General features: G+C 35.2%; 7 protein-coding genes. 5 read left to right on the plus strand and 2 right to left on the minus strand.

Annotated elements, in window-relative coordinates; translation table 11 throughout:
* Nucleotides 1-95: 95 nt before the first annotated feature.
* The 5 genes from FJR38_RS06595 to FJR38_RS06615 all read left to right on the plus strand — a co-directional run bounded on the left by FJR38_RS06595 (nucleotide 96) and on the right by FJR38_RS06615 (nucleotide 7,724).
* Nucleotides 96-1,106: an HNH endonuclease gene (locus FJR38_RS06595; RefSeq protein WP_168536049.1), complete on the plus strand. Its 1,011-nt coding sequence runs from the start codon at nucleotides 96-98 to the stop codon at nucleotides 1,104-1,106.
* A 19-nt stretch (nucleotides 1,107-1,125) separates the two neighbouring features.
* Nucleotides 1,126-3,867 (plus strand): dynamin family protein, encoded by a 2,742-nt coding sequence (locus FJR38_RS06600; RefSeq protein ID WP_168536051.1) that lies wholly within the window; start codon nucleotides 1,126-1,128, stop codon nucleotides 3,865-3,867.
* Between the two features lie 31 nt (nucleotides 3,868-3,898).
* A complete protein-coding gene (locus FJR38_RS06605; RefSeq protein WP_168536053.1) occupies nucleotides 3,899-4,711 on the plus strand; it encodes an Rpn family recombination-promoting nuclease/putative transposase in 813 nt (270 codons plus the stop codon).
* Nucleotides 4,712-5,024: 313 nt separating this feature from the next.
* Nucleotides 5,025-5,966, plus strand: coding sequence for a LysR family transcriptional regulator (locus FJR38_RS06610; protein ID WP_168496689.1), 942 nt, complete (start codon nucleotides 5,025-5,027; stop codon nucleotides 5,964-5,966).
* Nucleotides 5,967-6,104: 138 nt separating this feature from the next.
* The gene (locus FJR38_RS06615) at nucleotides 6,105-7,724 is read left to right on the plus strand and encodes a mucoidy inhibitor MuiA family protein (RefSeq protein WP_168536055.1); all 1,620 of its coding nucleotides are present in this window, start codon (nucleotides 6,105-6,107) and stop codon (nucleotides 7,722-7,724) included.
* A 46-nt stretch (nucleotides 7,725-7,770) separates the two neighbouring features.
* Here FJR38_RS06615 and FJR38_RS06620 read toward each other — a convergent pair whose 3' ends face one another.
* Nucleotides 7,771-8,457: a DUF3226 domain-containing protein gene (locus FJR38_RS06620; RefSeq protein ID WP_168536057.1), complete on the minus strand. Its 687-nt coding sequence runs from the start codon at nucleotides 8,455-8,457 to the stop codon at nucleotides 7,771-7,773.
* Nucleotides 8,450-9,541 carry an AAA family ATPase gene (locus FJR38_RS06625; RefSeq protein WP_168536059.1) on the minus strand — a complete coding sequence of 364 codons (1,092 nt, stop codon included), beginning with the start codon at nucleotides 9,539-9,541 and terminating at the stop codon, nucleotides 8,450-8,452. Before FJR38_RS06625 ends, FJR38_RS06620 begins: the two co-directional genes overlap by 8 nt.
* Between the last annotated feature and the right edge of the window lie 242 nt (nucleotides 9,542-9,783).

Raw genomic sequence — 9,783 nt, forward strand, 5'->3', positions numbered from 1 at the left:
TATATATTTATTCTTAGCAGTAGTCAATTATTGCAGTATTGAGTATAATTTATTTGATTAACCGCTTCTATCAAATATAAAAAAGGTAATCATCCATGTCTGACGATTCCCAACGTAACTCTGCTGTCAATGCTGCTGCAACAACCAAGATTCACCACGTCAATTTACAGGATCTATCTAAAAGCACGGTAGATAGATTAAGTAAAGGCGGTGTTCGTCCTGGCGAACCTACTCGAACGACAATAAAAGCCCAAGAAATGCTAGATAAGATTCCCCCTTCTCAACGTGCCGGTATGGATAGTCAAACTGCGGCTAATAATGCCAAAGATTACCTATCTGATAAGCACGCTAGTCACATTAAACCCCACAGCAAAGGAGGTTCTAATGATCCGAGTAATATCAGATGGGAGAATGGTAAGGATAATATGGCTCGTGGTGATAAAACCATGACTAGTCGGGAGCAAATGAGATTAAATGCTAAATACCACTTTGATAACTTAACTGGTGCTGTGAAGGCAGGTTTGCAAGCTGCACCAATAGGGGCGGCTGTGGGTGCAGTTACAACTGTACCTTTTTCACTTCTAACTCATGGGCTGCGTGTAGTTCGAGGGGAAATTTCTGCACAGGAAGCGGCTACAGCAACATTAAAAGATACTGTTATGGGTGGTGCAGTTGGGGGTGTGACAGCATTTACAACAGCAACATTAGCTGCGGCTTGTCCACCAATAGCGATCGCACTAACCACAGTAGCACCTTTATTAGCTGTTGTTGGTGCTGGAGGTATGGCTGTTGAGTTTTTCAGAATCTTAGATGATCACAAACAGGCTGTAAAAACCTATTATGAATCTTTAACTCGGCAAGAATTAGGAAGATTACAAGAAATTGAAAATGAACTGATTTATGAACATCAGAAAAATCTAGAATTTTTGGCAGAAGCAAAAGCAATTAATCAAGAAATTACAAATCGTCCAATTGCACCAGGAATAGAAGGGGCTATGCAACGGTTACGTGAATCAGTGGCTATTGCTCAATCTTTAGGTCTTACATCAGCAGATAGTAAATTATTGCCTGATTCTCAAGTTGCTTACCTTCCTCCTAGCCACTAAATAATAAATCAAGAATTCTATGATTTTCATACTACCTTTTATATTTGGTGCTGTAGGTCTAGCTGTTGGTGCTGTTGCAGGTGCTTTTACTTCTCATGCTGCTGGAGAAAATGATAGACAAGCCGCTAAACATCACAGGAAAGTTGCAAATGAATTAGTTGATAAATACACGAATCTAGAAAAACAATACTATGAACTTGCTGATGAAAGTCAGAAACAAATTCACGATTTAACTAGACAGATTGCATTAAGTGAAATAGAGAAAGATTGTTTGCGTTTAGCTGTGAGATTGCAACAGAGTTTGATTTCTTTGACGTGGGAAATTGATAAAGAACCGACAATAGATGTTTTAAAGCAATTTGTAACAGCAGTGGATCTTACAAATAATGTTCTCTGCCGAATTAATGAAGAGTTAGTTAATGTTCCTAGTGATTACTATGAACGCAATTTCACCAAAGCGGTTAAAATCAATTTATCTAGTGAAGATTTAACTAGAAAAATAATTTCAGAAAAGCCAAAAAATAGCACAATTCCAAAGGAGAAAAAAGTAATGAAATCCTATTCTCAAGAATTTCAGGATACCTATAACCAAATTAACAAAACAGGTGACAAACTCTTAAATTACATAAAAGAACTTCGTGCAGGACGACTCAAAGAAGGAGATAATACCCAAGGATTAGAAAATGTTGAAAATATTATTAAACAAGCTTTACAAGCCTTAGTTAAACAAAAATATCAAGTAGCTGTAATTGCAGCCATGAATGCAGGTAAAAGTACATTCCTCAATGCTTTGATTGGTGCAGATGTTTTAGCTACTAATGTAGAGGCTTGTACAGTTTTTCGTACAGATATTCGTCCAATTAACGCAGAACAAACACCCAAACTTTTAGAACATCGAGAAGATCAAGAATTTCCTGAAATTATAGCAACTGGTGATGCACAAGAAATTAAGCGGAAGTTTTCAGAACGGACATATCAAATAAGGGATAATAAAAATTCAGATCATACTATAAGTTTTGAATTAGAACATCCTATTGAAGCTATTAGTAAATTGCCTTCTCTAGCTGGATTTACTTTAGTTGATACTCCTGGACCAAATGAGTGGAACTCAGAGAGTTTTAATACAGTAGCTTTAAAACAGACGAGTCTACAAGCACTTCGCACTTGTGATGCTATCTTATTTATTCTGGATTACTTATCTTTTAAAGACAATATTAATTTAGAATTGCTGCAAGATTTAATTGAAAACCGCCAGGACTTTTTGGCACAAAATACAGGAAAAATGTACTTTGTACTTAACAAAGTAGATATGAAAGGAGAAAGTGATAGAAAGATTGAAGATGTGATAGAATCTTTAAGAATCAGTTTGGTTAGCTTTGGTATTCCTGAACCAAATATTTCCCCAGTCATTGCTAGACAGGCTTTATTATCTAAGCTCATTCAAGAAGGAAAGGCAACTGATAGCCATATTAAGGATTTTGAAAATTTTTATAGTGTTAAATATGCAGAAAGAGATGAAAAAGGTAGGAGAATTATTCCCTTACCAGAAGAAATTGCATCTCAAGCTTTAGAAGATAGTGGTATTCCCAAAATTGAAGAGACAGTAATTAAAAATATTGTTCAAACTTCAGGATGGAATTTATTAAGCGATGTCTTGGCTGTTTTGAATAAAGCTGCTCAATCTGTAGCTGATACACTTACTACAGAAATTCGCGGTTGGGAGTTAGAATTTGAGGAACTACAACAAAAAATAGAGGAATATAAACAACGTTCTGATTCAGCTAAAAACAAGGTGGGAAATGTAAAACAGTCCGTAGAATCACAAAAGAAAAAATTATTCAAAACTTTTAGGCAAGAAATTTATAAGTTTGCTGAAACGGCTAAAAATCGTATAGATATAGAAATTGATAAAGTAGCAGAAGAACAAGCTAAAAATTCGGGTTCTGTATCTAGTAAAGAAAACCAAAATCTTTTCTCGTTCATTTGGAATAAAGTTACCTCACGGGTTCAAGATGATTCAACTTCAGATCCATATAAAATCAAGGTAAAAGACAAAAAAGATGCTCAAGAAATAGGTAAAATTATTAATGATTACTGCGCTCCTATAGTTCATAACTTTTGGCTGGATACACAAGACAGACTTGTGAGAGAAGGGGCAAAGATTCAGGAGGAATTAGTTAAGCAAATTCAACAAGAAATACAAGCTATTTCTGATGAATTATCTCAGTATATTGGTGAGACTTTGCAAATAGAGATTGGTACTAATGCAATTCAGTTTCCTAAGTTTGAATTTTCGGGAATTGATACTAAAATTCAAGAGCAACAAAAAGTTTTTGAAAGAAATAAGAAAATAACTATGCAAGAGGAACGTTGTTGTGCAAGTCCTCATGTCTATGAACAAGATGTTGTTATGAAAACAGAAGTATCTTACTATGAAGTAGATTTACGTTTGACTGCTCAAGGAATTAAAGACAAGATAGATGAGCAAGTAAAGAGAAACATAGGTTTACTCAAGGGTATTATTGACGAACAAGTAGAAGAGAATTTTCAGAAAGGTGAACAGCAAATCAATGACTATATCAATAGATTTCAGATAAATTTTGACAACTTACTTATACAAAGGGTAAAGAGAGAATCAGAATCTCATGAGATTGTTTCTACTCTTAAAAGCCAAAAATCAGAAGTGAGTCAATATCTCAATGAATTGATATTTATTCAAGAAGTGCTTGATAATTGGAAGCCATCACCTATTAACCGATAATCCTTTTTACTCCTTTGAACAACTTTTTAAAATGAAAACAGACAGCATATTTTACCGATTATTTCAAGAAATACCCGGCATATTTTTTGAACTGATTGGTAACTCTCCCCAACTAGCAGAACTTTATCAATTTTCATCAGTTGAAGTCAAACAAACAGCCTTGAGAATAGATGGAGTTTTCTTACCTAACCAAAATACAGATAACCCGATCTACTTTTTAGAAGTACAATTTCAATCAGATAAGGATCTCTACCATAGACTTTTTAGCGAAATATTTCTTTACATCCGCCAAAACAACCCCAAGAATCACTGGAGTGCTGTAGTTATCTATCCAACCAGCAGCATAGATACAAGAGATATTCAGCATTATCAAGAATTCTTTACCAGTCAAAGAGTTAGAGTTATTTATCTCGATGAATTAGCAGAAACAACATCTTTACCCATTGGTATTGCTACAATAAAACTAATCATCGCTAACAAAGATAACTCCATTACCCAAGCTAGAGAATTAATCACCAGAACTAAACAAGAGATAGATTCTCAACTTCAACAGCAACAAGTATTACAAATCATCGAGACAATTTTAATTTACAAGTTTCCAAGAATGAATAGGGAGGAAATAGAAGCCATGTTTGGATTAAGTGAGTTAAAACAAACCCGATTTTATCAAGAAGCAAAAGACGAAGGAATAGAAGAAGGTGAACGCAAAGCTAAATTAGATGCAGTTCCTGGTTTGATAGGATTGGGTTTAACTAGAGAACAAATCGCACAAGTTTTAAATTTAAGTTTGGAAGAAATTAGCGAGATTATCCAACAACAGAATATCAACACAACGGACAAATAATAATGATTTAATCAGTTCCAGAAAATACTACTGTTGCAGAAAATGAGATTACTTAATCAGTAAAATTAAACAATAGATAAATTCTCAACTTCAACAGATTTTGTAGGTTGCGTTATCAACGTACCGTTATAGATTAATTAAAATGGTGCGTTACGCTGTCGCTAATGCACCCTACAGGTTTTTTCTGTCAACTCTGAAGATACATTTTTATATATACTAAGGTTTAGAACTTTGTATGTATAACACTAAAAAATTTCTTAGTGTTAAGTGATACTATACTATATCTACAAATTGTTATCCGAGGAGAATCACCTTGAACCAAGCGACGTTGCACCAGTTGAAGGTGTTCGAGGCTGCGGCACGGCATGGTAGCTTTACCCGTGCGGCAGAAGAGTTGTTTTTGACTCAACCTACCATTTCCATGCAAATTAAACAGCTTACGAAATCGGTAGGGTTGCCACTATTTGAGCAGGTCGGGAAGCGTTTATATTTGACACAGGCAGGTAGAGAATTATTTACTACTTGTCGGCAAATTTTTGAGACTATCAGTCAGTTTGAAATTACTGTTGCGGATTTAAAGGGATTAAAACAAGGGCAATTACGGCTGGCAGTAATTACGACAGCTAAGTATATTATTCCCAGATTGTTGGGTCCTTTTTGTCAGCTTTATCCGGGTATTGATATTTCTCTCCAAGTCACAAATCATGAACTGATTTTAGATCGGATGATGGGTAATTTGGATGACTTGTATATTATGAGTCAAATCCCTGATAACTTTGATGTCAATTTCGAGCCTTTTCTAGAAAACCCCTTGGTAGTTTTTGCGCCGGCTAATCATCCTTTAGCAAAGGAAAAAAATATTCCTATTGAACGTTTGGCTGATGAACCGTTTATTATGCGAGAACCGGGTTCGGGGACTCGCAGTGCTGTGCAAGGCTTATTTGAAGAACATGGGGTAAAGGTGAAGGTGAAGTTGGAGTTGGGGAGTAATGAAGCGATTAAACAAGCGATCGCTGGAGGATTAGGTATTTCCGTATTATCCCATCATACTTTGTTAACCGACGCTGCGGAATTTAGCATTTTAGATGTTCAACACTTTCCCATTAAACGCACTTGGTATCTGGTTTATCCTGCTGGTAAGCAGTTATCTATTATTGCTCATACCTACTATCAGTATATTCTAGATGCAGCGAAAAAGATTACGGAACAAGGCGGTTTAATTCTCGATCATAGTTCAGTTAAAACCAATCTTTAGATCAAACAGTAGTTATCTGATTTGAGATTGGGAAATTTAGTTAATTATGTATCTAAAAGTTACCAATAGCTTGACGTAAATACAGGGAACAATTGAAAATTAATCAACAGAATCATTAAGTATGGGAGTAAACTGGCAGTGGTAAACCCAGAAACACCTTTTTGGCGGAAAACTGTAGAAAGCCAAATTGTAGCTGTGACAATTTATACTGATCAAGCTTTGGTGACAAGGCGAGCAGTGGTATCCTTGTCAGGAGAAGAACGGGAGTTAGTAGTTACCCCATTGCCAGTAACTCTAGAAGCTGATTCTATTAGGGTGAGTGGTGTTGGTACAGCAGAGGTAAAGTTACTGGGAGTGAGTAGCGATCGCATTCAAACCACTGAAGCCATCGGGGAAAAAGTCGCCCAGTTAACAAGACAAATTCAACAAATCGAAACCCAAAAAAGGCATTTGCAAGCTCAAATAGATGCCTTATCTCTCCAGTCTAATTTTATTGCTGGATTACGGGAAAACACGGAAGAACCATTTTCCCAAAGTTTAGCGAGAAAAAATCTGAGTTTGAGTGAAACACTCGATTTTCTCAACTTTCTGGGTAGTCAATATTGCGAATATGCGATCGCTGCTGGGGAATGCAAAGCGCAACTTCCAGAATTAGAGAAGCAACTACAAACTCTCCGTACTGCTTTACAGAAAATCCAAACACCCCAACCCAAAGAACATCTCAATGTAATTGTGGCTGTAGAAGTTACGCAACCAGGAGAATTCGAGCTAGAAATAGCTTATATGACTCCTAATGCCAATTGGCAGCCCCTTTATGATCTACGGGTTAATAGTGCCAATGATGGACTCAATTTAACCTATCTGGCAGAAATTACCCAAAGCACAGGGGAAGATTGGTTAGGAGTGGAACTAACATTATCTACGGCTAAACCAGGTCATAATACATTACCACCACAATTAAAACCCTGGTATCTTGATGTACCAGTGGCACACATAGCAGAGATAGCACAGCGATCTATGCCTTATCCACCAGCAATGGCCTTACCGATGCCTGTATTTAGGAGTCCATCAAAGCTAATTAAGCCAGAAACTGAAGAAGAAATTGTTAGTGAAACGGTGCTAACTCCCCATCCTCATCAAGGAAGTGTTGTGACATTAAAGTTTTCTGGTGAAGGTAAAATTCCTAGTGATGGTACACCTCATAAAATCACGATTTATCAACAAGATTATCCTTGTCGCTTTGAATATGTAGCTATACCTAGCGTAGTCAGTTTTGCTTATTTACAAGTTCATGTCAAAAATAGCTTGGATAGTGTAACTTTATTACCAGGAACAGCTAATATTTTCCGCAATCATGCTTTTCTAGGAACAACCCAATTAGAAAATATTTTACCTGGAGAAGAATTTAAACTTAACTTAGGCATTGATGAAGGTTTGAAAATTGAACGGGATTTAGTAGAACTTGAGGTAGATAAAAAATTAATTAATAACCAACGTCGAGTTACTTATGCTTATCGGTTAATAATTACTAACTTGTTGAATCAATCAGCAAATTTACAATTAACTGAACAATTGCCAGTTAGTCGTAGTGAACATATTCAAGTGCATCTTCTTGAGAGTAATCCAGAAATCCTACAGAATAAAACAGGGATTTTATCTTGGTTGTTAACTATTCTACCCCAGGAACAACAGGAAATATATTATCAGTTTACTGTGGAACATCCCTCAGAATTAACTGTGGTAGGTTTGGATATTTGAAATAGGGATTTGTGAGCCAGTTTTTACTACTTATTTTGCAAATAAATTAACAAAACATTTGCAAAAACTTCTTCAAATCATTCAATGTAGGATGTTCAAAGTCCCAAATCCAAGCTTTTTCAATCATCGCAGACTCAAAACTACATTTACGCTCGGCTTGCTTTTTTTCTTTTTTCGAGCAAGTGTCAAATCGTAGATATAGAGAAACCCAAAATTTATTAAATTCCTTAACAGTTATAGATTTATTATGATTGTTCAAGCAATCTTTCCAAGTCTCTAAACAATCAGCATAATCAGAATTTTGGCTCTTAATCATTTTTAAGACTGTTTCCAGTTCTCCTTGTCCATTAAAATTCGTAAAGTAACAAGCTAGTTCGATATTGCAACCATCAAAATTTATATTTATGAATTCCTTAACTTTTTCGAGTAATTGTGATTCGGAAAAAACTTCTTGAATACATTGATTAACAAAATTAATTCTCTCTATTTCTAGCTGATCATCAATATCAATAACAATTCCTACCCTTTCAATCTCGCCCTTTTGTATATCCGCTTTTAAATCCTTGAGAGCATCCTTTAGCTTTGTTGGATTTAATCCATTCATCGCCCTATAATCATCCTCTGAAATAATAATCGGAGGTGCAACTTCTATATTGAAATTAAGGTAACGAATAATTGCTTGTAGAAAATATTTATCATTTTTACTTTCTACAATTAAAATATTACTACTCACCTCTCACCTCCTTATCATGACTTATCGCATATTCTAAAGTATCTAAATCTCGCTTAATGGCGATTATTTTTCCTGTTTTTAGATGTTTTGTTAGCTCAAAATGAGCAGCCATATTTTCATGATCCGCACCAGCTTTTATGAAAGCTTCAATCATTTCTAAGCTGTGGGTTGTCGCAAATATTTGGACATTTAACTCCTTAGCTAATTTATAAATAATACCCCAAAAAGCAGCGTGGTTAGAGTGGTGAATACCATTTTCTATTTCATCAATTAGCAAAATACTGTTTTCGTTATTGACAATTCTTAAAATAATATCAGCAATACGATTAATGCCATCACCAAACAAGGACAAAGGCAACCTTTTTTTTCCTTCTCTTTTAACCCAAAGATTCCCTTCACCGATACTCAAGCTTTCTACACCAATAATGGAAGAATCAATAACTTGAAAGGCTCTTAGAAGCTCATTGTCTTTCTCTTTTAAACGAGCTTTGTCAAACTCTTCTGCCAATTCTCTACTAGCAACTCTTAAAAATGAGGGGATGAAGAAAGCGTTTTTTATGTCAGGAACTTTGATATCTCTAGCTATGATACCCTTAGCACTAGAAATGATTAATGTTTCAAAAGTCTCTCCATCATTAATTTTTGTTTTTAGGTGCATTACAGATTTTACAGATTCGCTTCCTGAAAAAAGACTCATGAGTTTTTCATTATCATCATCACCATTATCCTGTTCATAGGTATCTTCTAAATTCTGCACAGATTCATCAACAAATACTTCAATTTTTTTGGAAGAAGCATTTTCAAGAGTAGCGTCAATCTTTAGCGCACTATTCTTGTCTTCCTCAAAAAAGAAGTAAGTCCATGTGTTTTCAGGTAAAGCTTTTCTAAACTTTGACGATTCCCTTCTTATTTGCCGCAACAAAAAAATAGTATCTGGTCTGGGGACAGTATTTAGAAATAATGCCTCCAATAATGCAGTTTTACCAACATTATTTTTTCCACTAATTAAATTAATTTTCTCAAAACTGGACACTTTTAAATGCTCGAAACATCTAAAATTTTGAACTTCAATGTTCTTGATCACGCTAACCTCCAGATAAAAATATGCTCATCTGCATTACCGAATAAAAACTTATTTATACCTCTTCCTTCAAAACATTCTGCAACCTTGAAAAGTTAGCAAGAAGGTATATAATTGAATATTACAGCTAGAACCGAATTTTTGCAAAAAATAGAAAAGTAATATTCTCATTAAGGTAAAAATTAATTATGAAAATTCAAGGAATCGCTATCTCTTTAGTTCTAGGGTCTTGCATTTACCCATAG

Origin of the sequence: Anabaena sp. UHCC 0253 (assembly GCF_009712085.1) — a bacterium.
Classification (GTDB): Bacteria; Cyanobacteriota; Cyanobacteriia; order Cyanobacteriales; family Nostocaceae; genus Dolichospermum.

Excerpts from the sequence above, each read along its gene's own strand:
- FJR38_RS06605 (WP_168536053.1), top strand. The coding sequence starts at position 3,899 with ATGAAAACAGACAGCATATTTTACCGATTATTTCAAGAAATACCCGGC.
- FJR38_RS06600 (WP_168536051.1), top strand. The coding sequence starts at position 1,126 with ATGATTTTCATACTACCTTTTATATTTGGTGCTGTAGGTCTAGCTGTT.
- FJR38_RS06595 (WP_168536049.1), top strand. The coding sequence starts at position 96 with ATGTCTGACGATTCCCAACGTAACTCTGCTGTCAATGCTGCTGCAACA.